The following is a 22,926-nucleotide window of genomic DNA, read 5'->3' on the forward strand; positions in this document are numbered from 1 at the left end:
GCCTTCAGACGTTTTTTTGTGCCTCAAAAAGCCGCGTATTGGTAACGATCTCTGCTAATGCATTTTCGATAGGAGGGAAGCGACCACTGCTCGATTTGGTCGTTGTCGGCAAACGATCCAGGTCAATTTTCCCGGATGTCTGCATCACAGCGGATGTGCTGGAGTCTTCAGTCACAAAGGCAGGCTTGATCATGCTTTTCCCCTTGTTTGCAATCAAATCGGGCATCGCCCGTTCAATCCAACAAGATCACTATGCACTAGTCTGGTTGAACACTCTGAGAATACATTGTTCACGTTCAGTTAATGTTGTTCGCGAAATAAGGACAAACGGATCGATCGATGATCGGGTGGCTCCAGTCCGCAGGCGGTCCCCCGCCTATGCGCTCGCCAATGCCCGCGCAAAAGCATATCTGGAGCACGAAACTCAGGAAGGCGTTCACGATGAAAAAGACCGTTGGGATTTTGACGATAGCACTGACTGCGCAGGTCGCGTCGGTGGCAAGCGCAGGGGGCGGGTTCCGGGATTTGACCCTCGGGGCCGCCGATCAGGCGCGTATGATGACTCCGATTCAGGTGAAATCCAAAGCCGGACACTGCCCACCGGGTCTGGCGAAAAAGGCGGTCCCGTGCGTTCCGCCCGGTCAGGCGAAAAAGTATCGCCGGGGCGACTACATCTATGATGGATATTTTCCGATCGACAATCCCGGGCGCTGGGGCCTGCGTCGCAACGGATATTACGTTCGGGCCGGAGATTATGTTTACGAGGTGAACCGCGAAACGCACGAGGTGCTGAACCTGATCGGTGCCATCGCGGATGTGCTGAACTGACCGCACGCGCCCGTCAAACGATCCAGCCCTACGCCTCGGCCAGCGCCTTGGGGATGCGCTCGGCCAAAGCCCGCTGAACGATGGCAAATCTGGGCGTGCGGGCGATTTCCTCAAGGGTCGCGACCCACAGGGGCACCTCGATATCGGGGTCCGCCCCGCGCGATCTGCGCAGCCGGGGGTCTGCATCGCCAATGAATCTGGGCAAAAACGTCTTACCCACGCCAGACGCCGCCATCTCCTGCAGCACCAGAAAACTGTCCGCCCCGCTGGCCATTTCTGCGGCATCCACATGCTCGGCCAGCCATTTCGCCGGAAGCGAGCGGTTCAGTGCCCCGTCAAGGCGAAGCCAGGGGCGGTCCGGGTGGCCGTCATCATAGGCCCCGATCAACAACGCGCCCGCACGTTCCCCGACCAGACCCTCGTCCAACTGGGCCGAGGGACGCACGGCGATATCGGCGGTCAGCCGCGACAGGTCATGATGGCTGTTGCCGCTTAACAAGGTCAGCTCCAGGTCGGGATACAGCCGGGAAATCTCGGTCAGGATGCGAGGCAGGACAAGCTGGCAAAGACTGTCCGTAGACGCAATCCGTACATGACCCGCGGGCGCGCGGTTTGCCCCCACAATCGCGCGGTCCACCGAAAGAACCGCATCCTCGACGCTTTCCATCGCTGACAGAATGGCGCGACCTTCGGGCAGGGGGGTATATCCCGTTGTGCTTTTGTGGAACATCACGCAGTCATTGCGCGCCTCAAACGCGGCCACCCGGCGCAGGACCGTGGCATGTGTCACACCCAACGCCGCCGCCGCCGCATTCAGCGATCCGTGTTTGCTGACGGCAAGCACATAGCGGATGTCATCCCAGTTGCGATTGTTCATAAATTAACAGGCAATGCCGAATAACAAACAATTACAAGAAAATTCGTTCAAGCTACACTTCCGGTTATTCAGCAGGGAGACATACTATGATGAAGAAATCTTTGATCTTCGCGGCAAGTCTGTTGTCGATTGCCGCAATCGGAACCGCCATCGCGCATGAAAGTGAAAATGCAGCCGTGAAAGCCCGCACCTCGATCATGCAGCTTTATGCATTCAATCTGGGCACGCTTGGCGGCATGGCCAAGGGCGAGGTAGACTATAACGCCGAAGCGGCAACTCAGGCGGCCAACAATCTGGTGGTTCTGACGCAGCTTGACCAATCCGCCATGTGGCCAGCTGGGTCCGACAACGTATCTGATCCATCCTCGCGCGCGCTGCCCGCGATCTGGGAAAATTTCGCCGATGTCGGTGCCAAGGGGCAGGCCATGGCGGACGCCGCACTTGCGATGCAGGCTGCCGCAGGGCAGGATGTTGATGCCCTCAAAGCGGCAATGGGCGATCTGGGTGGAAGCTGTTCATCATGTCACAAGGCCTACAGAGCCCCGAAAAACTAAAAAGGGACTGACCCGTGCGGCGCTTTTTACTGTTCGCCGCCAGTGTTGCAGGTCTGATCGTTCTGACCGGTCTGGTATTGACCCGACCTCAGCGCGTGGATCAGGCGCAGCTTGCAGGTCTCACCCCGGATCTCGAACGGGGTGAGGCGGTATTCTACGCCGCAGGTTGCGCCTCGTGCCATTCCGCACCTAAGGCCGAGGACAAATTGGCACTTGCCGGTGGTCACCGGTTCGCGACCGAGTTCGGTACCTTCATCGCCCCCAATATCTCCAGCGATCCTGATGCAGGAATTGGCGCATGGTCCGCGCAGGATCTGGCCAATGCGCTGATCCACGGAACCGGGCCCAACGGGCAGCACTATTACCCGGCCTTTCCCTATACCTCCTACGCCAACATGGCGATGGCCGACATTGTCTCGCTCCACGCCTTCCTCGGCACCCTGCCTGCCGTAGCCGCCAAAGCGGATCCGCATGAGGTCGGCTTTCCCTTCAACATCCGGCGCGGGCTGGGGGGATGGAAGCTGTTGCATCTGCAACCGGACTGGGTGGTTGATGGCGATCTGACCGACCAACAACTCAGGGGCCGCTATCTGGTCGAGGCGCTGGGCCATTGCGCCGAATGCCATACGCCGCGAAACGCTCTTGGCGGGCTGAAACGTGACCTCTGGCTGACTGGCGCCCCAAACCCCAGCGGGCAGGGGCGTATCCCCGGCCTGACCCCCGAACAACTCGACTGGTCCGAGGCTGACATAGCCGAATACCTGAAATCCGGTTTTACCCCCGACTACGACAGCGCCGGAGGAGAAATGGCCGAGGTGATTGAAAACACGTCGCGGCTGAGTGATGATGATCGTCTGGCCATCGCCGCTTATCTGAAAGCCGTTCCTGCACAGCCCGGTCAGCGCCCCTAGCCTGTTTCCCTGACCTCTTGTGTTAGGCTGCTAAAAAACGCATTCACCAAAACGTCTGCACAGTCTTCAAAAGCTTGGATCAAGGCGCATGGCCAGATGACACAGAAATTTGCCCTTTGGTCCATCCCCGTGTCCCTCGCGGTGCTGGCGCTGAAACTGCTGGCCTGGTGGCTGACAGGCTCGGTCGCGCTGCTGTCGGATGCGATGGAATCCACGGTCAACGTCGCCGCGGCCCTGCTGGCCTATTTCGCGGTGCGGGTGGCCAGCATTCCGCCTGACGAAAACCACCCGTTCGGGCACAAAAAGGCAGAATACCTGTCCGCCGTAGTCGAAGGCGCGCTGATCGTCCTTGCGGCGTTTCTGATTATCCGCGAGGCGGTGCTTGCGCTTCCGAACCCGCATCTTGATGACATGCCGCTGGCGGGGATCGCCGTCAATATCATCGCGACAGGCGTGAACGGCACATGGGCCTATCTGTTGCTCAAGACCGGCAGGCGCGCCGGATCACCCGCCCTGCAGGCAAGCGCGCGGCATATCTTCACCGATGTGATGACCTCGGTGGGGGTTGTTGTGGGGCTTTTGCTTGCACTGGCCACCGGCTGGCTGATCCTGGACCCGATCCTGGCGATTCTGGTTGCGCTCAACATCCTGTGGGAGGGATGGAAGGTTATCCGCGCATCAGTCGACGGGCTGATGGATGCCAGCCTGTCCGATCATGACCTGCAGATCGTCTCGGGTGCTATCGAGGCCAATCTGGGATCTGCGCTGGAATATCATGACCTCAAGGGACGCAGATCCGCGAATGTGATCTTTGTCGAGTTTCATCTGGTCGTCGACGGCAAAATGTCAGTCAGTGCAGCGCATGATATCTGTAACGATATCGAAGACGCACTGGGGAAGTTGTACCCGGGCTCGGTCTTTGTCATTCACCTTGAACCCGATGACGAACTGCAGGGCGACGGGGGCGGCGCGCCCTGAACCCTATCTGGCGCTAGTCCAAAAAAAACCCGCGCAAGTCCGCGCGGGTTACAGTTGCCGTGGGAGAACTCTACCAGTTCATCGGGCCTTTTTCGGCAAAGGACTCGACGAGGAAATCAATGAAGGCCCGGACCTTTGGCTGTGTAAAGCGACCCGGCGGGTATACCGCATAGACGCCCTGTACTTCGTCGGGCAGCGACGGCATCGCGTCCACAACCTCGCCCGATTTCAGCGCCTCGGCATAGAGGTAGCTGGGCAAATAAGCGATCCCCAGCCCCGAGATTGCAGCGTTCAGCAGCGATTGGCCGTCATTCACACTCAGCCAGCCGGCGGTGCGCACCTGACGCTTTTCGCCGGACGGTGCTGTCAGCTTCCAGACACTGCCCGAGGACTGGCTGGAATAATGAAGCAGTTTGTGTTCGTTCAGATCGTCGATCTTTTGCGGATGGCCGAATTGTTCGATGTATTTCGGCGACGCTACCATGCGCTTGACCGTTTCGGTCAGTTTGCGGGCACGCAGCGTGCTGTCTTCCAGCTCACCAATGCGCACGGCCACATCAAACCCTTCGGAAATCAATTCAACATAGCGGTTGTTCAGCACCATGTTGACGGTGATCTCGGGGTAAGCCGACAGGAAATCCGACAGAACCGGCGACAGGTGATTGACCCCGAAATCCGTCGCAACACTGATCCGCAGCAGGCCCGACGGGGCGGATTGCATCGACGTCACCAGCGCATCCGCCTCACCGGCGTCGTTCAGAACGCGCCGCGCACGGTCGTAATAGGCCAGCCCGATCTCGGTCGGGGATACCCGCCGTGTGGTCCGGTTCAGCAGCCTCGCACCCAATCGCGCCTCAAGACTTGAGACGTGTTTGGACACGGCTGATTTGGAGATGCCCATTTTCTTGGCCGCGTCGGTGAAGCCACCCTGGTCCACCACGTTGGAAAAGGCCTCCATTTCAGTCAGTCGATCCATTCTCGTACCCCAGGTCTTCTGTTCGTTGTCTCACTTTCGCGATCAATCTGGGCGAGAACAGGGCAGACATGGGATAATATCAGGGTTTTGAATCGGATCGTTTGCGGTTGGGAAACGGCAAAAGCGGCAGAAAACATTGGGGCCTGCTCGGAAAAAAGGCTGAAATTTCAAACCCGCGCCCCAATTGTGTTATGTTGAGAATGGCATTTTTGTGACCACGGAGGAGATGATGAGAACAATTCTGATAGCTCTGGCGATGATCCTGGCCGCCCCGTTTGCCTGGGCCGGGGGCGAAACGCCCTCGAATCCGGATGCAAAGGTCTATTTCGTGAATTTGTCTGATGGCGACACCGTGACATCGCCTGTCACAGTGGTCTTTGGCCTCAGCGGCATGGGCGTGGCCCCCGCCGGGACCGAGGCCGAAAACACCGGTCATCATCACCTTCTGGTTGATCGCCCACCGCTGGGTCAGGGCGAAGACGGCGCCGATGAACTGGCCTATGGGCTGCCTTCGGATGACAATCACCTGCATTTCGGCGGTGGGCAGACCGAGGTAACGTTGGACCTGAGCCCGGGCCCGCACACGCTGCAGTTGGTGCTGGGCGACGCCGGACATGTCCCGCACGCCACGCCCATTGTGTCCGATGTGATTACGATCAACGTCGAATAAGCGCGGATCTTTCAGAACAGGGTTTTGAGGCCGAGTATCCAGAACGGCAATGTCACCGCGCTCAGCAGCGTTGATTGCGCGATTAGCGTCGCAACCAGTTGTCTGTCGGCCCCGAACCCGGACGCCAGAATATGTGCAGCGGACGCCGTTGGTAGGGCTGCAAACAGAACCAGAACCGGGGCCAGCTCATTGGTGCCGCCAATGATCAGGCAGCCCAGCAATGTCACCCCGGGTACCAGCACCAGTTGCGTCAGGCAGACATACCCACTGAACCGATCCACCTTTGCCAGCGCGCTCCAGTTCATGGTCGCTCCGATGGAAATCAGGGCAATCGGGATGGCGGCCGCCGCAACCATGTCCAGCGGCGCAAGCACAGGGGCAGGGATGGTGATCCCGGTCAACCCGACGGTGACGCCCAGCACACTCGCCAGCAAAAACGGGTTCAGGACGACCTTCAGGACGGTCTGAACGAACCCAAGGCTTCCGCCGCGCGACAGCACGATCACCGCCAGCATATTTGCAACCGGTACCGCCATCCCGATCGCCACCGCCATTTCGCCCAGCGTGCCCGGGGCAATCGTCTGGGACGCCACCAACGCGATGGCCGAGTTGAACCGCCAGGTGGTCTGCCACGCTCCGGCAAAGTCCAGAAACCGCGGCGGCCCAAGCGGACGCGCCAGCCATCCCAGCAGCATGGCGACAATCAGGATCGCCCAGACCGCCGGACCGATCTGCAAAACGTCCGATACGGCAATGGGTCGCTGACTGGCGGCCACAAACAGCAACGCAGGGAACAGGATTTCAAAGTTCAGCTTGTCCAGACCCTGCCATGCACTGTCCGACAGCCGCGCCCGGATCAATCCGCCCAGCGCAACCATCAGAAAACTTGGCGCAAGTCCGGTCAGGATGGTGGTGAACACCATGGCAGGTTTTTCCTCAGATCAACCTGCATGTGTCTAAGCTCTCTGCATCCGTGTTCAAAGCAAATACCGACACGGAGCGGCTGAAAAAGGGGCTATAGCTGCGCCGCCAGCCGGGTACCCTGATCAATCGCGCGCTTGGCATCCAGCTCAGCGGCGACATCTGCACCGCCGATCACATGGCAGGCGATCCCGCGCGCCGTCAGATCATCCGCAAGGCCGCGATCCGAGACCTGTCCGGCGCAAAGCACAATCGTATCCGCCGCGATCACAGTCGGGTTTTCGCGGGCTTCACCAAAGCTGACATGCAGGCCGTCATCGTCGATCCGCTCGTAATTCACGCCGCCGACAAAATTGACGTTCTTCATCTTCAGCGTCGCGCGGTGGATCCATCCGGTCGTCTTGCCCAGCCCCTTGCCGTGCCGCTGCGCCTTGCGCTGCAGCAGCGTGACCTGACGGGCCGGTGCCGCTGGTTGCGGACCTTCCGGGGCCAGACCCGAACGATGTTCGGCCGGGTCGCTCACACCCCATTCCTTCATCCACAACGGCAGATCGGTGGTCGCGCTATGGCCGTCCTCCAGCAGAAATTCCGACACGTCAAAGCCGATGCCACCCGCGCCGATCACGGCGACGGAGTTGCCAACCTGTGCCCCACCGCGCAGCACGTCAATATAGCTCAGAACATTGTCGCGATCCTGACCGGGGATCCCGGGGTCGCGGGGAGTTACGCCCGTCGCAACGATCACCTCGTCAAACCCGATCAGATCATCGGCCCCCACGGCGCGCCCCAATTCCAGCCGGACACCAAGGTCGCGGATCATGGCCCGATACCAATCGACCAGACCCCAGAACTCTTCTTTGCCCGGAACCTGCTTGGCCATGTTCAACTGTCCGCCAATCTCATCGGCGCGATCAAACAGGGTCACGTCGTGCCCGCGCTGGGCCGCTGTCATCGCGGTGGACAGGCCAGCCGGACCAGCGCCAACGATGGCGACAGTCTTGGCAACCTCGGCTTTGCCAATCACCAATTCGGTCTCATGACAGGCGCGCGGATTGACCAGACAGGATGTCAGCTTGCCGCTGAACGTATGATCCAGACAAGCCTGATTGCAGGCAATGCAAGGCGCGATCTTTGCCGCCTCACCGGCCATCGCCTTGTTCACAAAATCCGCATCCGCCAGCATCGGGCGCGCCAGCGAGACCATGTCGGCACAGCCGGTCGCCAGAACCTCTTCGGCAACCTCAGGCGTGTTGATCCGGTTGGATGTGATCACCGGGATCGACACCTTGCCCATCAGCTTTTTCGTCACCCATGCGAACGCCGCACGGGGCACGGATGTGGCAATCGTCGGTATCCGCGCCTCGTGCCATCCGATGCCGGTATTGATGATCGTTGCCCCGGCCTGTTCAATCCGTTGCGCCAGTTCCACTACCTCGTCATGGGTCGAGCCATTGGGCACCAGATCAATCATCGACAGCCGATAGATGATAATGAAATCCGTGCCCACGGCTTCGCGCACCCGCCGCACCACCTCGATGGGCAGGCGCATCCGGTTCTCATAAGACCCACCCCAGCGATCGGTACGCTTATTGGTATGAGTGACAAGGAACTGGTTCAGGAAATACCCCTCAGACCCCATGATCTCGACCCCGTCATACCCTGCCTGCTGCGCCAGCACGGCGGCGTTGACGATATCGCTGATCTGCTTCTCGATCCCTTCCTCATCCAGCTCATGCGGCGGAAACGGAGAGATCGGGGATTTCACCGGGCTGGGCGCCACGCATTTCGGCCCATAGGCATAGCGACCCGCGTGCAGAATCTGCATCGCGATCTTGCCACCCGCCTCATGCACCCGCTGCGTTACGATCGAGTGGTTCGCGACCTCGGTGTCATTCGTCATCATCGACGCCCCCGGCAGAACCGAGCCCTCAAGGTTCGGACCAATCCCACCCGTCACCATCAGCGCCACGCCGCCCCGCGCCCGGTCGGCATAGAACTCGGCCACCCGGTTCCAGTCGCCGGTTTCCTCAAGCCCTGTATGCATGGACCCCATCAGCACGCGGTTTTTCAGCGTGGTAAAGCCCAGATCCAGCGGGGCCAGCATATTTGGGTACGCGGTCATGACGAACTCTCCCTGAATTTCGGCCAAGATTGACGGGCGCATTACCTTTGTCACGCGAAACCTAACGTCATACCCTTTGCCGCCGGGGTGGGGCTTGATACAGAAGGGCCGAACAACCCATGAGGCCCCGCATGACCCCCGACCAGATCGCCAAACTGCCCTATCGTCCCTGCGTCGGCCTGATGCTGATGAATGCCGACGGTCGGATTTTCGTGGGCCAGCGCAACGACCGCCACAAGGACGCGTGGCAAATGCCTCAGGGCGGCGTGGACAAGGGCGAAGACCCGCGCGACGCCGCCCTGCGTGAGCTGTACGAGGAGACCGGCGTGACCGCTGACCTTGTCCAGATCATCGCCGAGACCCCCGGCTGGCTGCCCTATGACCTACCCCATGACATCGTGCCCAAAATCTGGAAAGGCCGCTATCGCGGGCAGGAACAGAAATGGTTCCTGATGCGCTTTACAGGCCGCGACGACCAAATCAACATCGCCACTGACCACCCCGAATTCACCCACTGGAAATGGCAGGAGCCCGACCGTCTGATCGCCGAAATCGTGCCGTTCAAGCGCGAGGTATATCAGCAAGTGGTTGCGGCGTTTGCGGAATATTTGGGCTGAGTTACCGCGCAGCCGTTGTCTTTGCCCCTAAAACCCACCGGGTTTGAAACGCACATGCGCGTCCGGCCCTTTTGGGTCCAGATCATACAGGTCCTTGCGGGCAGCCAGATAGCCGTGCCATGTCTTCTCGGGGTAAGTGCTGATCCTGATGTCATGCTGACGACGCATCCGGATGTTCAGGTCCGCGATTGGAATGCCTTTTCCGTTCTTGCTGTTGGCGGCAATCACACCCCGGATATTTCTGTCCAGATCGGATGGCGGCTGCACCGCGTTGCAAATCGGCTTGGCACCTCGGTCGGGGCCTAACGCGACAAATTCCGAGCAGTTGACCCGCAGCGCCTGCGGCGTCTTTTCCTCGCCAATGCCCACGGTGGTCAGCCCATGCTCGCGCAGCCTGCTATGCAGGTGCGTGAAATCGCCGTCCGAACTGGCGATCAGAATGACATCGATACTCTTTTGCAAGGCAAGCTCGATTGCGTCGATCGCCAGCAAGATATCGGTGGCATTCTTCCCCGTGCCGCTGTGAAACAGGCGAAAGGCGGGCGCGTCATGCCAGCCTGAACACCGCTGAGCGTTCATGTAGACGCGCGCGATATCGATCTGACCGAACTGCCGTCCCGTCTTCAAAATTTGGGTCTGATAGGTTGGGCTCAGGTTATCCCCGTCAACCAGCAAAGCGGCCCGTCTTGTCATCCGCGATCTCAATCTCTTGATTCAATTTCGGCTTTCTAGTCTCGTTTTGAGGCAGAATTTTGACCCGGGCGGCTTTGATCACCCCGACCTCATGATCTGACAAATCGCCGTGAGGGGCCGTGGCGCGAGAGCGGGCCTGCCCCTAGCCTCATGACCTATGAAGGACACCTCAGATCACCTTTTCACCCACTGCACCCCCTCCGGCCGCCGGTTTCACGGCACCGACCGCCGTGCGCCTTTGCGCGGCGGGCTGACATCCGCAGGCGAATACGGCCCCGGCCAGACCGCTGGCCGGTTCTATCCCATCGCCTGCGTCGCGCTTGAGGTAACGCAGCGCTGTAATCTGGATTGCACGCTCTGCTACCTCTCGGACCGGGCCGAGATGACCTATGATCCCCCCCTCTCGGTCCTGTTCGCGCGGCTGGCCACGATCCACAGCCACTATGGCCCGGGCGTCTCGGTGCAGTTGACGGGCGGCGATCCGACCCTGCGCAAGGTCGAGGATCTTGAGGCGCTGTGCCGCGAAATCCGCCGTCTGGGGATGCGGTCATGCCTGATGACCAACGGTATCCGCGCCAGCCGCGCCGCCCTGACCCGGCTGGCGGCGGCGGGGCTGGACGATGTGGCCTTTCACGTCGATCTGACACAGGAACGAAGCGGGTTCGAAACCGAGGCGGATCTGAACACCGTCCGCCGCGCCTATATCCGCCGCGCGCGCGGTTTGGGTCTGCGCATCCTGTTCAATACCACCGTCTTTGCAGGCAATTTCGACGAACTGCCCGCGCTGGCGCGGTTCTTGCGCGACCGGCCCGAGGTCGCCTTTGTTTCGTTCCAGATGCAGGCCGATACCGGGCGCGGCGTGTTGCGCGCGCGCCCCGATGCGATCACGCAGGACAGCGTGATGCGCGCGGTCGAAGCGGGGTACGAGACCCCGCTGCATTTCGACACCGCCGCTGTGGGCCATTCGCGCTGCAACCGCTATGCCAGCGTGCTGACCGCCGGGGGCCGGGCAAAATCGGTTCTCTCGAACCGCCGTCTGGTGCACCGGGTGATCGACGCGCTGCAGCAAGAGGAAAAATCGAAGGATGGTCATCTTGATATCCGCGACAGTCTGCGGCGGCTGGTCTTGCGCCATCCGGCTCTGGCCCTGCGCGCCGCTGTGCATCTGGTGGGCTGCGCCTTGACGCTGGGCACTGGTTTGCTACGCGGCCCGGTGCGACGGCAGGCGGTGTTCATTCATAACTTCATGGCCGCTGACGCGCTCGAGGATGACCGCTGCGCCTCATGCGTGTTTATGGTCGCCACCGCCAACGGTCCACTGTCGATGTGCGCCCACAACGCGCAGCGCGACCTGCATCTTGCGGCCTCCGACCGGGTGGATGGCGCAGATGGTCCGCGCTGGTGGAACGCCGCCGCGCAAGACCTGTCCCAAAGCCCGGATCTGCCTGACCTGAACGATCCCGCGCAGGCCCCGCTGAAAAAGCTCAAGGGCCAGTTGCGCGCGCGCCGTGCCAAACGAAAGGCCGCTTCATGAGACCCCTGCTGATCCTTCTGCTTTTGCCCCTGCTAGCCGCCTGCGCCAGTGTCGAGCGTTTGGCCCTTCCCGCCGCCGCCCCCCTTGAAAACGCCGCCCTGACCCGCGCCGCGCCGCCGCCGGGCGAGCGGGTTGATCATCGCGATTGGAGCGTCTTTCTGAACCGCTATGTCGCGCCGGATGCGCAGGGTGTGAACCGGGTGGCCTATGGGCAGGTGTCGCAAACCGACCGCGCGCGGCTGGACCGCTATTTAAGCGACCTGCAATCGGTTGATCCCGCCACGCTCGGCCGCAATCAGCAGCTGGCCTATTGGATCAACCTTTATAATGCGCTGACGGTGGATCTGATCCTCGAGAACTACCCCGTGGCCTCGATCCGCGACATCACCGATGGGGCGTTTTCCTTTGGTCCATGGGACCGGCCTCTGGCAACGGTTGCCGGGCAGACGCTGACGCTCAACGAGATCGAACACCGCATCATCCGCCCCACATTCAACGAGCCACGCATTCACTATGCCCTGAACTGTGCCGCAGTGGGGTGCCCCAACCTGATGGACCGAGCATGGCAGGCGCAGACGCTGGAACGCGACCTAGCCAACGCCGAGCGCGCCTATGTCAACGATCCGCGCGGGGTGCGGTTCGATGATCGCGGGCGGTTGATCCTGTCCAAAATCTACATCTGGTTCCGCGAGGATTTTGGGATGAACCAAAAGGCGGTGATTGCCTATCTGGAAACAGCGGCCGAGCCGGAACTGCGGGTGCGGTTGCAGCAAACGCCTTGGGTTAGTGCCTATGAATACGATTGGGCCCTAAACGACGCGGCGACGGGGTCATAAACGCGCGGAATCAAGGCCGTCAGGCCGCCGCGCGATCGGTCGTTCATTGCGGCGCCATTGGTTCGAGCCCAATGGACGACACCGCCCGCACGGGCTGGCGATTTTGCACCGTCGCAAACAGCAATATCGTGGCAGTGTTTGGCTGGCATAAAGCGCCTCGCTCAGCCGGTTGGTCGCCATCCCACGGTCTGGCAATCGCGCGGCTCAGCTTTTTACAGCAAGCTTTCCGCCCGCAGCAATTCCTGCATATTCGCCTCGGGCCTCGGCCCGATATGGCTGATCACTTCGCGGGCGCAGACATTGCCGATCTTCGCGCAGGTCTCGTAGTCGCGCCCGGTGGCCATGCCATACAGGAAACCGGCGGCAAACTGATCGCCCGCGCCGGTCGCATCCACCGGCACCACCTTTTGCACCGGCACGTCAACACGCTGGCCGTCATGCAAAACGGTCACGCCATCACCCGACCGCGTACACACAACCAACGGACAGATCCCCGCAGTCTTCGCCAAAGCCTCTTCCAGATCATCGGTTTCGAACAGCGACTTGATCTCGGCCTCGTTGCCGATGACAAAATCCAATTCGTTCTCGATCAGCAACAGGAAATCCGTCCGGTGGCGTTCCACGCAGAACGGATCGGAAATCGCGATCCCCGCCTTGCCGCCACCCTTGTGACAGGTGCGCGCCGCCTCTAGAAACGCGGCCTTGCCCTTTTCCTTGTCGAACAAATAGCCCTCAAGGAACATGATCTGACTGTTGCCCGCCACTTCCGCGGAAACGTCTTGCGACGACAGTTCCGACGAAATCCCAAGATAAGTGTTCATCGACCGCTCGCCATCGGGCGAGACAAAGATCATCGAGCGCGATGTCGGCAGCTCTCCCCCCGGGACCGGCGGGTTCACGAAATCGACCCCGTCCTCGTTCATCGCATCCGCATAGAACCGGCCCAAAGCGTCATCATGCACCCGCCCGATGAACGCGGCATCCAGTCCCAGCGCACCGGCCCCGGCGATGGTGTTGGCGACCGAGCCGCCTGGCGTCTGTACCCGGCCTTCCATCGAGGCATACAGCACCTCGCCGCGCTCCTGCTCGATCAGTTGCATGATGCCCTTTTCGATGCCCATCAGCTCAAGAAAGCTGTCATCGGCCTGGGAAATCACGTCCACCACGGCATTTCCGATGCCGACAAGCTGGTAGGTTTTCATTGGGTCTTATCCTCAAATTCGCAGAGATCGCGGATGATACAGGTCGGGCACTGCGGTTTGCGTGCCTTGCAGTGATAGCGTCCATGCAGGATCAGCCAGTGATGCGCATGAAGCTGAAAATCGGTTGGGATGTTATCCTCGATGGCGCGCTCCACCGCATCCACGGTCTTGCCGGGACAAATGCCCGATCGGTTGCCGACGCGAAAGATATGCGTATCCACCGCCTGCGCCGGATAGCGCCACCACATGTTCAGCACCACATTGGCGGTCTTGCGTCCGACACCGGGCAGCGATTGCAGCGCCGCGCGTGAATTTGGCACCTCGCCGCCATAGTCCTCGACCAGAATACGGCTCAGCTTGATCACGTTCTTCGCCTTCTGGCGGAACAGGCCGATGGTCTTGATATGTTCGGTCAGACCTTCCTCGCCCAGATCCAGCATCTTTTGCGGGGTGTCGGCGATCTTGAACAGCTCTTTCGTGGCCTTGTTGACGCCTGCATCGGTGGCCTGCGCCGACAGCGCCACGGCAACGACCAGAGTGTAGACGTTCACGTGATCCAGCTCCCCCTTGGGTTCGGGGTCGGCGTCGTGAAAACGCGTAAAGATCTCGCGGATCGTGTGGTAATCAAGTTGCTTTGCCATCCGCGCCTTAATGCCGACCAAGGGGCCATGACACAAGCCCAAAGCCAATGCGCAAGTTCCGGGTCGCGGGGCCGTGACCCGCGCGCTATGGTTTACCCCAGACAAAGAGGTGAGACCGATGAACGTCCAGACCCCCGAAAGCGGATACCACTACAACGTCATGCGCCGGGCTATTGATCTGATCGATCAGGGCGGCGAGGGGCTCAGCCTCGATGAACTGGCCCGCCAGATGGACATGAGCCCCGCCCATTTCCAGCGCCTGTTCTCGCGCTGGACGGGCGTGTCGCCCAAGCGGTATCAGCAATACCTGACACTGGGCCACGCCAAGGCACTGCTGCGCGAACGGTTCACGACGCTGGAAACCGCGCATAACGTCGGGCTGTCGGGCAGTGGACGGCTGCATGATCTGTTCCTGAAATGGGAATCCATGAGCCCCGGAGAATATGCCCGCAGGGGCGAAGGCCTCAGGATCTATTGGGGCTGGTTCGATTGCCCCTTTGGCCCCGCTCTGGTCATGGGCACTGACAAGGGCATCTGCGGTATCGCCTTCGGGTCCGAGACCGGCGAAGCGGCGGCGATGGAGGATATGGTTTCACGTTGGCCGAAAGCGGAATTTTTGGAAAATTCCGCGCGCCTGCACCCATGGGTGCAAGGCGCGTTTGGCACCGACCGGTCCGAGACACCTCTGCATCTGATCGGCTCGCCCCTTCAGATCAAGGTGTGGGAGGCGCTGATGCACATCCCCTCGGGACAGGTCACGACCTATTCCGAGATCGCGCAGAGGGTGGGTTCCCCGCAGGCCGTGCGTGCAGTGGGAACGGCAGTGGGCCGCAACCCGGTCAGCTGGCTGATCCCGTGCCACCGCGCCTTGCGCAAATCCGGTGGTTTAGGCGGCTATCACTGGGGCTTGCCAGTGAAGCGCGCGATGCTGGCCTATGAGGCAGCGCAGGCCGACGCCTGATTGACAAAGACGGCCCTTGGTGTCAGAAGCCGCCGCAGGTTCGGGTCTCCTGCCGTTCGCGGCCTCTGGCTTTGGTGAAACCCGGTTGAACACTACATCTGTTGCCCCTTCCCGGCGCGCGGATGGCAATGCGAACCCCGTCCTGAATTCGCGCCCGTTTTAAGAAACGAGGCAAATGATGACGAAACCAAACCACATACCGCCACTAGGCGATCTGAAATCGCAGGCCAAAAGGCTGCGGGACACCCTGCGTAACACCGGGGTAAAGCTGTCCCACAGTGAGGCGCTCGAGATGCTGGCCCATCAATACGGTGCACGCGACTGGAACACGCTGCACGCCCAAGCCGGTAACCGGATGCAATTGCGCGTCGGTGACCGGGTTTCGGGCCGCTATCTGGGTCAGCCATTCAAGGCCGAGATCCGGGGACTGACGGTTCTGGGCGATGGTGCCCATCGCAGGATCACGCTGCAATTTGATACGCCGGTGGACGTTGTGCGTTTTGACAGCTTCTCGTCTTATCGGCAGCGTGTCACAGGTGAGGTTGGCTGGGATGGCCGCTCGGTCCGGCACACGTCGGATGGTGAGCCGCACCTGATCGTGCGCCCCGAATGACAAAGGGCGGGGTTTTTGGCCCCACCCTTTTCACCATTTGAGGTCAAGAATTATTCCGCAGCCCAGCCACCGACGGCCTTGACCTCAAGGAAATCCTCAAGCCCGAAAACACCGCCCTCGCGCCCGTTGCCCGATTGTTTCATCCCCCCGAACGGAGAGCCCGCGCTGCGCGATTGGCCGTTCATTTCAACCATGCCCGACCGCAGATGCCGCGCCATGCGGTTGGCGCGCGTGCCGTCCTGCGTCTGGACATAGTTGGTCAGCCCATAGGGCGTGTCATTGGCGATCTCGATCGCCTCTTCTTCGGTATCGAACGGGATCATGGTCAGGACCGGGCCAAAGATCTCCTCGCGCGCGATGGTCATCTGGTTGTTGGCATCGGCAAAAACCGTAGGGCGCACATAATAACCCTTGTTCAGACCTTCGGGCCGCCCGGTGCCGCCTGCGACCAGACGCGCGCCTTCGTCGATGCCCTTCTGGATCAGGTCTTGAATCTTGGTCCACTGCACCTCGTTCACCACCGGACCGATATGGCGACCTTCCTCCATGGCAGACCCGACCGAGACCTTGTTGGCCACCTCCGCCGCGGTCTCGACCGCCCGATCATAGATCGGACGCTGCACCAGCATCCGGCTGGGGGCGTTACAGCTTTGGCCGGTGTTGTTCATCATGTGCAGCACACCGCGCTTGACGGCCTTTTCGTCGGCATCGGCAAAGACCACATTGGCGCCCTTGCCGCCCAGTTCCAGATGCACTTTCTTCAGCGTATCGGCAGCATTCTTGGAAATCGCCGTACCCGCGCGGGTCGAGCCGGTGAAGCTGACCATATCCACATCCGGATGACCGGATAGCTGCGAGCCCACGCCCACACCGTCACCATTGACCAGATTGAACACACCAGCGGGGAAACCCGCCTCATCCATCATCTCGGCAAAGATCATCGCATTCAGCGGGCTTTGCTCGGACGGTTTCAGAACCATCGTGCAGCCCGCAATCGCCGCCGCACCCACCTTGAGCGTGACCTGATTCATCGGCCAGTTCCACGGTGTGATCAGGGCAGCCACACCCACGGCCTCATAAATGATCCGGTCGTTTGGCGCGTGATCGCCCAAGGGGCGCTCGAATTGAAACGCTTTGGCGGCGCGGATGAAGTTTTTCAGGTGATAAATACCCGCGCCCGATTGTTGCGTGCGGGCCATGTCAATCGGCGCGCCCATCTCAAGCGACATCGCTTGTGCCAGATCGTCGGAACGGGTCTTGTAGATATCGACCAGCTTTTCCATCAGCGCGATACGGTCTTCGACCGGGGTCGCCATCCAGCCGGGCAATGCCGCTTTGGCTGCTGCCACGGCCGCATCGGTATCGGCCTGCGCGCCCAACGAAATCACTGCACAGGGTTCTTCGGTCGACGGGTTGATAACCTGAAAGTCGTTGGCCGCGGCGGGTGAGACCCATTGGCCGTTGATGTAGAAATCACGTTTTTCAATCATGAGAGAGCCTCCGCATCACATTACATTCGACCGATCGGTCGGTTTTACCGGACACTCTGTCACCGCTGCAAGGGCGCGGCAAGGGAAAGCTTTGATCCGGGCATCGCGATATATGAATTTACCCTACGTCAGGACTGAAAGCTTTAACCCAGCGCCAAAGTGACTAAGTTTGCAGCAACCGACTCGGTCCACATACCAGCAGAGGAGATGCCCCATGGGTTTGCGCATCAATGACACCGTTCCAAATTTCACCGCCGAAACCGATCAGGGAACAATCCAGTTCCATGACTGGATTGGCGATAGCTGGGCCATCCTGTTCTCGCATCCCAAGGATTTCACCCCCGTCTGCACCACCGAGTTCTCGGCCGTGGCGCAACTGAACGACGAATGGGCCGCGCGGGGCACCAAGGTGATCGGCGTTTCGGTTGATGGGGTTGAGGATCACAAGAAGTGGAAGAAAGACATCGAGGCTTACGGAAACGCCAACCCCGGCTTTCCGATCATCGCCGACGATGGTCTGGCCGTGTCGAAAGCCTTCGACATGCTGCCTGCCGAGGCCTACCTGCCCGATGGCCGTACCCCTGCCGACAGCGCCACCGTGCGATCCGTGTTCATCATCGGGCCGGACAAGCAGTTGAAACTGTCGATGACCTATCCGATGACCGTGGGCCGAAACTTTGCCGAGATCCTGCGCGCACTGGACGGCTTGCAGATGAGCGCTAAGGGCGTTGCAACACCCGCCAACTGGGTGCCGGGCGAGGATGTCATCATTCCGCCTGCGGTATCGAATGACGAAGCCAAGGAAAAATTCGGCGAGTTCGAGACGATCTTTCCATACCTGCGCAAAACCAAGGCGCCGTCCTGAGTTGGACCGGGTCAGGGGGGCTGTCTGCCCCCCATCGCGCCCTGAGGGCGCGATTCCCCCCGAGGATATTTTTAGACAGATGAAGCGGGGGATCGTGTCAGGCTTGTCTGACAATTTCGATAAGTGGTTCAAATGCATACATGGCGGGGCGCCGACCGGATGCGGGTATCACTTGTCGAATAAGATCGGCGTCACGCAATTTGCGCGTGAAGTTCATCGCAACATGCGAGGGTATCTCGCTCATGTTGGTGAAGCGATTGTTTCTGAACTGCGGGTTAGTGAACATAAAATCAAGGGCGTTCATGGCCCACGGGCTGTTCAATTCGTGCCGGAAGCGCTCTTTCATCTCGTCATAGAGTGAGAAGATGCTTTCGGCTGTGGAAATGTTGCGCTCGGCCTGTTCGCGCAGGGATTCCAGAAAAAACCTGACCCATTCGGTCCAGGCGTTGTGTGCCGATACATCCCGCATCATGTCGATGTAATCGTCCCTGTACTCTTCCAATACAGCCGAGACGTAAAAGTGCGGTTGGCGGATTATCCCAAGTTCCCATAACATCAGTGTTATGAGGATGCGGCCAATCCGGCCGTTTCCGTCTTCGAACGGGTGTAGCGCCTCGAATTCGACATGAGCCACCGCAGTCCGGATCAGCGGTGTGACCGTGTCGTTCCGGATGTAGGTAAACAGATCGTTCATCCCATTCTCAAGCCGGTCCGGGCTGATCGGGACAAAAGAGACGGATTGCCGCCTCTTCTCTCCGATGTAGTTCTGTTCCGATTTGTAGCTTCCAGGTGATTTGGCTGCACCTCTGCCAAATGACAAAAGCATTTGGTGGGCCGACCGGATCAAGAAAGGTGACAAGGCTTGCCCATCGTTCATCTTACGTTGGACCATGCGCATGGCACGCGCATACAACAGGGTTTCAACCGCATCCGCCCGATAACGATTAAACGCATCGGTATCGCCCGCTTCCTGATCGGCTTCGATCTGAAGTATCTCGTCCAATGTCGAGATGGTGCCTTCCATACGCGATGAGACGATGGCCTCCTGATTTCGGAGCGGGGCCAATAAAATTTCGCTGTTGTGCATGGCCGCCAGCATCTGGTCATAGCGTGCAAGAGCCCCGGTTGCCTCGAAAACAGGGTCTATCAGTTTGGCGAAATCCAATTCTGCGGGCGGAAATCGCCCGTAGTGGTATTGAATCGCATCTTCTGTGGATATGAATTGCATTTGTTGTGCTCGAAATGCCCGATTGAATACGTCAAAAGGGTTTGTAGTTGATGTGACTCCGTCAATCAAGCTTGTTGTGCCCAAAGTGGGCTGTTTTGAACAACAAGCCGTTTTGGGAGGTATGAAGAAACATCAAGCGAGCTTGTTGTGTACAAGAGCGGTTTACGAGCACAACAAAAAAAGACCCCGGCGTTTCCACCGGGGTCTTTCGTCTTAGCGATGAAAGCTCAGATTACTCTGCGCTTTCCTCTTTCTTTTCTTTCTTCTCAGGCACGATCTCTTCGCCGGTTTCCTGATCGACCACTTTCATCGACAGGCGGACCTTGCCGCGATCGTCAAAGCCCAGCAGCTTGACCTTTACTTCCTGACCTTCCTTCAGAACATCCGACGGATGGTTCAGGCGGCGGTTTTCGATCTGGGACACGTGGACCAGACCGTCGCGCTTGCCAAAGAAGTTCACGAACGCACCGAAGTCGACGATCTTGACCACTTTACCAGTATAGATCTGACCCTCTTCCGGCTCGGCGACGATCGAGTGGATCATCTCATAGGCCTTCTTGATCGATTCACCATCGGGCGAGGCGATCTTGATCACGCCGTCGTCGTTGATGTCGACCTTGGCACCCGAAACCTCGACGATTTCGCGGATGACCTTACCGCCCGAACCGATCACTTCGCGGATCTTGTCGGTCGGGATGTTCATGGTCTCGATGCGCGGGGCGTGGACCGAGAACTCGTTGGTCTCGGACAGGGCTTTGCCCATCTCGCCCAGGATGTGCATCCGGCCGTCCTTGGCTTGCGCCAGGGCTTTCTCCATGATCTCGGGCGTGATGCCCGCAACCTTGATGTCCATCTGCAGCGAGGTGATGCCGTTTTCGGTACCCGCCACTTTGAAGTCCATATCGCCCAGGTGATCTTCGTCACCCAGAATGTCGGACAGGATGGCATAATCGCCGTCATCTTCCAGGATCAGACCCATGGCCACACCGGCAACCGGTGCTTTCAGCGGAACGCCTGCGTCCATCATCGACAGCGAACCGCCGCAGACCGACGCCATCGAGCTGGAGCCGTTGGATTCGGTGATCTCGGATACGATGCGGATCGTGTAGGGGAAGTCGGTCGCCGCAGGCAGAACCGCCTGCAGCGCGCGCCATGCCAGCTTGCCGTGGCCGATCTCACGACGGCCCGGGCCACCCACACGGCCAACTTCACCAACCGAATACGGAGGGAAGTTGTAGTGCAGCAGGAAGTTCGATTTGAAGTTGCCATGCAGCGCGTCGATGAATTGCTCATCGTCACCCGTGCCCAGCGTGGTCACGGCCAGCGCCTGCGTTTCACCACGGGTGAACAGGGCGGAACCGTGGGTCCGCGGCAGCATCGAGGTTTCTGCAACGATCGAACGGATATCGGTGGTCGAACGACCATCGATCCGCTTGCCGCCTTTGACGACATCGCCGCGCAGAATGCCAGCTTCCAGCTTTTTCATCGCGGAACCCAGGTTGCCGTCTTCCAGCTGTTCTTCGGTCAGCGCTTCCTTGATCGCTTCACGGGCAGCGGCAACAGCGGCAGTGCGCTCTTGCTTGTCGGTGATTGCGAACGCGGCGCGCATCTGCTCTTCACCGGCGGCTTTGACGGCTGCGTAGAGATCCGAATAGTCGGGCGCTTCAAACTCAAACGGCTCTTTCGCGGCGTCTTCTGCCAGCGAGATGATCAGGTCGATCACCGGCTGAATCTGCGCGTGCGCGAAGTTCACCGCGCCCAGCATTTCGGCCTCGGACAGCTCATAGGCTTCGGATTCCACCATCATCACGGCGTCTTTGGTACCTGCAACAACCAGGTCCAGACGCTGTTCTGGGTTCAGGCGCAGGTCCTGCATATCGTCCACGGTCGGGTTCAGGACGTATTCGCCATCCACGAAACCAACGCGAGCGCCGGCGATCGGGCCCATGAACGGCGCGCCGGAAATTGTCAGAGCAGCGGATGCCGCGATCATCGCAACGATGTCGGGATCATTGACCAGATCGTGCGACAGCACGGTGCACATGACCAGAACTTCGTTCTTGAAGCCGTCAACAAACAGCGGGCGGATCGGACGGTCGATCAGACGCGCGGTCAGCGTCTCTTTCTCGGTCGGGCGCGCCTCGCGCTTGAAGAAGCCACCCGGAACTTTGCCGGCAGCATAGTATTTCTCTTGGTAGTGAACGGTCAGCGGGAAAAAGTCCTGACCCGGTTTTTGAGCCCGTGCAAAGGTCACGTTCGCCATGACGCTGGTTTCGCCCAGCGTGGCAATCACGCTGCCGTCAGCCTGACGGGCAACCTTGCCGGTTTCCAGTGTCAGCGTCTCTTCGCCCCACTGCATTGATTTCTTCGTTACATCAAACATATGCGTATCCTAGAACGGAGCACTCCCGCCCCTGCGGGTCTCCGGTTTGCATGGCGGCCCCATTGCCGCCGACCCCATTTTTACTTTCGTCTGAGTGCCGGGGTCAGGGCACAACCTCTCAGATACCGCGCGCATACATGAGAATGCGCAGGAAGGAAAGGGGAAGCGAACACGGCCAAGCGGCTGTCCCGCTTGTGATCTGCCAGCGGTGGACGGGCGCGTGTGAATCCCTCTACAATTCTCGTTGAAATGTGCAGGGGAACGGGATGACTCTTTGGCTATGGATCGTTTCAGTAATGCTGCTGGCCAGCGGAACCGCACTGGCGACGACGCCGGTGCCGCTCGACTGGTCCGACCTGCCCGATCCTGCGGTGCAGAGCTTTGACGATCCGTTCCGCGATCTCAGCCCTGAACAGTTTGATGATGTCCTGTTCGTGGTTCGTCTGCGCGCGCGTCTGCAAAAAGAAGCGGGCAGTCATGAAGAACGCCGCAAATGGCAGGATCTGCTGTTTGAAACCGAAGACGCGCTGGCGCAGGACCGGATCGATGTCGACTGGCTTCTGGATCAGCGTCAGGCGGTGATCGACCGGCGGGAACGTGCAGGGCAGGCGGGGAATCCGGCCCATGACGGGCAGGTTGTCTCGGTGACAGGCTATGCAATCCCCGCGCCGCCCGATGCAGATGGACGCCCGGTTGCCTATCTGGTGCCCGAACGCGGCATGTGCAGTCATATGCCTCCGCCGCCGCCAAACCAGATGATCCGGGTCCGGCTGACCGACGATTGGACACCCCCGGCCATCCACGCTCCGGTGCGCCTGACCGGCGTGCTGTCGATTGCGCCGTCGGAACAGAGCATGGTCGTGGTCGACGGGCTGATGCCGATGCGTGCGACGTTCCAACTGGATGCCACCGCGGCCGAAGATCTGGGTAGCGCCGAGGATGCCGAAGCAGCCCAGCGCCGCCTGATCGACCGCATCCTTGCCGCAGGCCACAACAAGACCGGCGGTGCGGTGCGGGCCGACTGAC

At 60.0% G+C, this 22,926-nt stretch carries 23 protein-coding genes; 12 read left to right on the plus strand and 11 right to left on the minus strand.

The genetic code is table 11. From position 1 onward, the window contains the following. Positions 1-4: 4 nt before the first annotated feature. Positions 5-193 (minus strand): hypothetical protein, encoded by a 189-nt coding sequence (locus tag ACR0FG_RS12220; protein ID WP_480893285.1) that lies wholly within the window; start codon positions 191-193, stop codon positions 5-7. Positions 194-441: 248 nt separating this feature from the next. On the opposite strand from ACR0FG_RS12220, the gene ACR0FG_RS12225 reads away from it, so the two are divergent. Next, positions 442-828: a hypothetical protein gene (locus ACR0FG_RS12225; RefSeq protein ID WP_480893287.1), complete on the plus strand. Its 387-nt coding sequence runs from the start codon at positions 442-444 to the stop codon at positions 826-828. A gap of 28 nt (positions 829-856) precedes the next feature. Here the strand turns inward: ACR0FG_RS12225 and ACR0FG_RS12230 are convergent, their stop codons facing one another. After that, on the minus strand, positions 857-1,705 hold the full coding sequence (locus tag ACR0FG_RS12230; RefSeq protein ID WP_170710978.1) for a LysR family transcriptional regulator: 849 nt from the start codon (positions 1,703-1,705) through the stop codon (positions 857-859). Positions 1,706-1,791: 86 nt separating this feature from the next. Between ACR0FG_RS12230 and ACR0FG_RS12235 the strand changes: the two genes are divergently transcribed. The 3 genes from ACR0FG_RS12235 to ACR0FG_RS12245 all read left to right on the plus strand — a co-directional run bounded on the left by ACR0FG_RS12235 (position 1,792) and on the right by ACR0FG_RS12245 (position 4,148). Then, positions 1,792-2,259: a c-type cytochrome gene (locus ACR0FG_RS12235; protein ID WP_480893290.1), complete on the plus strand. Its 468-nt coding sequence runs from the start codon at positions 1,792-1,794 to the stop codon at positions 2,257-2,259. 14 nt (positions 2,260-2,273) lie between these two features. Beyond that, on the plus strand, positions 2,274-3,170 hold the full coding sequence (locus tag ACR0FG_RS12240) for a c-type cytochrome (protein ID WP_480893292.1): 897 nt from the start codon (positions 2,274-2,276) through the stop codon (positions 3,168-3,170). A 96-nt stretch (positions 3,171-3,266) separates the two neighbouring features. Beyond that, on the plus strand, positions 3,267-4,148 hold the full coding sequence (locus tag ACR0FG_RS12245; RefSeq protein ID WP_480893294.1) for a cation diffusion facilitator family transporter: 882 nt from the start codon (positions 3,267-3,269) through the stop codon (positions 4,146-4,148). A gap of 70 nt (positions 4,149-4,218) precedes the next feature. Here the strand turns inward: ACR0FG_RS12245 and ACR0FG_RS12250 are convergent, their stop codons facing one another. Then, entirely contained in the window at positions 4,219-5,124 is a 906-nt protein-coding gene (locus tag ACR0FG_RS12250) for a LysR family transcriptional regulator (protein ID WP_480893296.1), read from the minus strand. A 229-nt stretch (positions 5,125-5,353) separates the two neighbouring features. Here ACR0FG_RS12250 and ACR0FG_RS12255 point away from each other — a divergent pair, with 229 nt between their 5' ends. Beyond that, on the plus strand, positions 5,354-5,794 hold the full coding sequence (locus tag ACR0FG_RS12255) for a DUF4399 domain-containing protein (RefSeq protein WP_480893298.1): 441 nt from the start codon (positions 5,354-5,356) through the stop codon (positions 5,792-5,794). An 11-nt stretch (positions 5,795-5,805) separates the two neighbouring features. On the opposite strand, the gene ACR0FG_RS12260 is transcribed toward ACR0FG_RS12255, so the two are convergent. Continuing rightward, entirely contained in the window at positions 5,806-6,717 is a 912-nt protein-coding gene (locus ACR0FG_RS12260) for an AEC family transporter (RefSeq protein ID WP_480893300.1), read from the minus strand. Between the two features lie 92 nt (positions 6,718-6,809). Continuing rightward, positions 6,810-8,837 carry an FAD-dependent oxidoreductase gene (locus tag ACR0FG_RS12265; RefSeq protein WP_480893301.1) on the minus strand — a complete coding sequence of 676 codons (2,028 nt, stop codon included), beginning with the start codon at positions 8,835-8,837 and terminating at the stop codon, positions 6,810-6,812. Positions 8,838-8,968: 131 nt separating this feature from the next. On the opposite strand from ACR0FG_RS12265, the gene ACR0FG_RS12270 reads away from it, so the two are divergent. Beyond that, complete coding sequence (locus ACR0FG_RS12270; protein ID WP_480893303.1) at positions 8,969-9,454, plus strand: RNA pyrophosphohydrolase; 486 nt, start codon at positions 8,969-8,971, stop codon at positions 9,452-9,454. Between the two features lie 27 nt (positions 9,455-9,481). Here the strand turns inward: ACR0FG_RS12270 and ACR0FG_RS12275 are convergent, their stop codons facing one another. Then, positions 9,482-10,147 (minus strand): NYN domain-containing protein, encoded by a 666-nt coding sequence (locus ACR0FG_RS12275; RefSeq protein WP_480893306.1) that lies wholly within the window; start codon positions 10,145-10,147, stop codon positions 9,482-9,484. 157 nt (positions 10,148-10,304) lie between these two features. Between ACR0FG_RS12275 and ACR0FG_RS12280 the strand changes: the two genes are divergently transcribed. Together ACR0FG_RS12280 and ACR0FG_RS12285 are read left to right on the plus strand one after the other, a co-directional pair. Next, a complete protein-coding gene (locus ACR0FG_RS12280) occupies positions 10,305-11,681 on the plus strand; it encodes a radical SAM protein (RefSeq protein ID WP_480893308.1) in 1,377 nt (458 codons plus the stop codon). After that, entirely contained in the window at positions 11,678-12,517 is an 840-nt protein-coding gene (locus ACR0FG_RS12285) for a DUF547 domain-containing protein (RefSeq protein WP_480893310.1), read from the plus strand. Before ACR0FG_RS12280 ends, ACR0FG_RS12285 begins: the two co-directional genes overlap by 4 nt. A gap of 212 nt (positions 12,518-12,729) precedes the next feature. Here the strand turns inward: ACR0FG_RS12285 and ACR0FG_RS12290 are convergent, their stop codons facing one another. Together ACR0FG_RS12290 and nth are read right to left on the minus strand one after the other, a co-directional pair. After that, positions 12,730-13,719 (minus strand): adenosine kinase, encoded by a 990-nt coding sequence (locus ACR0FG_RS12290; RefSeq protein ID WP_480893312.1) that lies wholly within the window; start codon positions 13,717-13,719, stop codon positions 12,730-12,732. Further along, positions 13,716-14,360: an endonuclease III gene (gene nth / locus ACR0FG_RS12295; protein ID WP_480893314.1), complete on the minus strand. Its 645-nt coding sequence runs from the start codon at positions 14,358-14,360 to the stop codon at positions 13,716-13,718. The genes ACR0FG_RS12290 and nth overlap by 4 nt, the downstream gene beginning before the upstream one ends. Before the next feature lie 118 nt (positions 14,361-14,478). Here nth and ACR0FG_RS12300 point away from each other — a divergent pair, with 118 nt between their 5' ends. Both ACR0FG_RS12300 and ACR0FG_RS12305 read left to right on the plus strand, forming a co-directional pair. Continuing rightward, positions 14,479-15,321 carry a bifunctional helix-turn-helix domain-containing protein/methylated-DNA--[protein]-cysteine S-methyltransferase gene (locus ACR0FG_RS12300; protein WP_480893315.1) on the plus strand — a complete coding sequence of 281 codons (843 nt, stop codon included), beginning with the start codon at positions 14,479-14,481 and terminating at the stop codon, positions 15,319-15,321. 178 nt (positions 15,322-15,499) lie between these two features. After that, a complete protein-coding gene (locus ACR0FG_RS12305; RefSeq protein WP_480893316.1) occupies positions 15,500-15,934 on the plus strand; it encodes a glyoxalase superfamily protein in 435 nt (144 codons plus the stop codon). Positions 15,935-15,984: 50 nt separating this feature from the next. Here the strand turns inward: ACR0FG_RS12305 and ACR0FG_RS12310 are convergent, their stop codons facing one another. After that, complete coding sequence (locus ACR0FG_RS12310) at positions 15,985-17,424, minus strand: aldehyde dehydrogenase family protein (RefSeq protein ID WP_480893317.1); 1,440 nt, start codon at positions 17,422-17,424, stop codon at positions 15,985-15,987. Positions 17,425-17,638: 214 nt separating this feature from the next. Between ACR0FG_RS12310 and ACR0FG_RS12315 the strand changes: the two genes are divergently transcribed. Further along, positions 17,639-18,289: a peroxiredoxin gene (locus ACR0FG_RS12315; protein WP_170684281.1), complete on the plus strand. Its 651-nt coding sequence runs from the start codon at positions 17,639-17,641 to the stop codon at positions 18,287-18,289. Positions 18,290-18,386: 97 nt separating this feature from the next. On the opposite strand, the gene ACR0FG_RS12320 is transcribed toward ACR0FG_RS12315, so the two are convergent. Beyond that, positions 18,387-19,517: a Fic family protein gene (locus ACR0FG_RS12320; protein ID WP_480893318.1), complete on the minus strand. Its 1,131-nt coding sequence runs from the start codon at positions 19,515-19,517 to the stop codon at positions 18,387-18,389. 232 nt (positions 19,518-19,749) lie between these two features. After that, a complete protein-coding gene (gene pnp, locus ACR0FG_RS12325; protein ID WP_480893319.1) occupies positions 19,750-21,900 on the minus strand; it encodes a polyribonucleotide nucleotidyltransferase in 2,151 nt (716 codons plus the stop codon). 266 nt (positions 21,901-22,166) lie between these two features. Here pnp and ACR0FG_RS12330 point away from each other — a divergent pair, with 266 nt between their 5' ends. Continuing rightward, positions 22,167-22,925, plus strand: coding sequence for a DUF3299 domain-containing protein (locus ACR0FG_RS12330; RefSeq protein ID WP_480893320.1), 759 nt, complete (start codon positions 22,167-22,169; stop codon positions 22,923-22,925). Position 22,926 lies beyond the last annotated feature (1 nt).

The organism is Ruegeria sp. E1, from assembly GCF_056534225.1.